Below are 1,233 nucleotides of genomic sequence, written 5' to 3' on the forward strand. Positions count from 1 at the left end.
TCAACGCCGATCTCAAGGACTGGCGGGAGATCCCCAACGGGGTGCCGTACACCTTCCAGGTCACGGCCTGGGCCAACGAGAACCGCAGCGGTGAAGGCTCGATCATTTCGCCGCAGTTGGGCGAGCGCCTGCAGGCTTTGATCAACGCGGCGAAGAACGAGCGCAGTCACTACACCTTCCGGCTCGGTGCGCGATTCGACGGCGGCCTGGTGGCTGCCAATGCTGCGCGGGTGCAGGGCTGGCTGCGTCAGTCGGCGCAGGTGCAGCCCATACCTCTTCCGTTGTTCGAGCAGCCCATTGCGCTGGTGAACCTGTCTCGGCTTTGGCAGGTACATCGCCGGTCTGCCGAGGCTCAGCCGTTCCCGATGCCCCGATCCGAACAAGTCCTGGCACTGGTCAACACAACCCAAGCGCGCAGCGTTTCCCGCTGGTCTGTGGAGGCGCAGAGCGTACCGATTCACAAACAAACGGTGCTGACGGCCGTTAATGCCGCCGTCGCCCGCACTGTCTTGCGCGTCTCGATGGAGGCTGCTCTATGAGTACCGCTTTAAAACCGCTGATCACCAAGGCTGGCCTGGCTGCCATCTGGAATGCGACCAGCACTGGCTTGCAAGCTGAGATCGCCTATGTCGGTCTTGGCGATCAGGGCTTTACCCCCACTGTCGACCAAACGGCCCAGCGCGGATTGGTTGCTCAATATCCGATCGCCGGTGGCGAGAAGCTGAGCAGTTCGCTCATTCACCTGACTGCCTTGGCCGATGATGGCAAGGCCTTTTGGGTCCGTAGCGTCGGGTTCTACCTGGCCGACGGCACCTTGTTTGCGGTGTGGTCCAGTACCGGCGACCCGCTGACTTTCAAGCCGGCTGCAGGCGACATCCTGTTGGCCTACGACCTGTCGCTCGAAGCCTTGCCAGCAGACAGTGTGACGATCGTCAGCACCGCAACCGGCCTCAATCTTACTCTGGCCGCGCCCCTGGCGGCTCAGGCAGCAGCCTTGATCGCCGAGCAACTGCGCGGCGTGCTGCAGCAGGATCAGCTCGATGCCCAGGCTCGGCAGCAGCGCATTACTCAGGAGCAACAGCGTGTGACGGGTGACGAACTCGTCAGCCTGCTGCAGCGCCTGAAAGCGGCCGAGCAGCAACAAAGCGCCGATCGTGAAAACCAGCTGGTTGCGATCGTTGCGAACGCGACAGGCCTGATCAGTCTGCAGCACCTGTTCTCTCAAAAAACCTT

Annotated in this window: 2 protein-coding genes; both read left to right on the top strand. The window is 62.1% G+C overall.

Features of this window, described 5'->3' with window-relative positions; all coding sequences use genetic code 11:
• Positions 1-539, top strand: a 539-nt coding sequence (locus G7007_RS22710) for a phage tail protein I (protein ID WP_181105138.1), incomplete at its 5' end; no start/stop codon positions are given.
• Positions 536-1,233, top strand: a 698-nt coding sequence (locus G7007_RS22715; protein ID WP_181105142.1) for a phage tail-collar fiber domain-containing protein, incomplete at its 3' end; no start/stop codon positions are given. The genes G7007_RS22710 and G7007_RS22715, both read left to right, overlap by 4 nt.

The sequence above is a fragment of the Pseudomonas entomophila genome, assembly GCF_013523125.1.
Lineage (GTDB): Bacteria > Pseudomonadota > Gammaproteobacteria > Pseudomonadales > Pseudomonadaceae > Aquipseudomonas > Aquipseudomonas entomophila_B.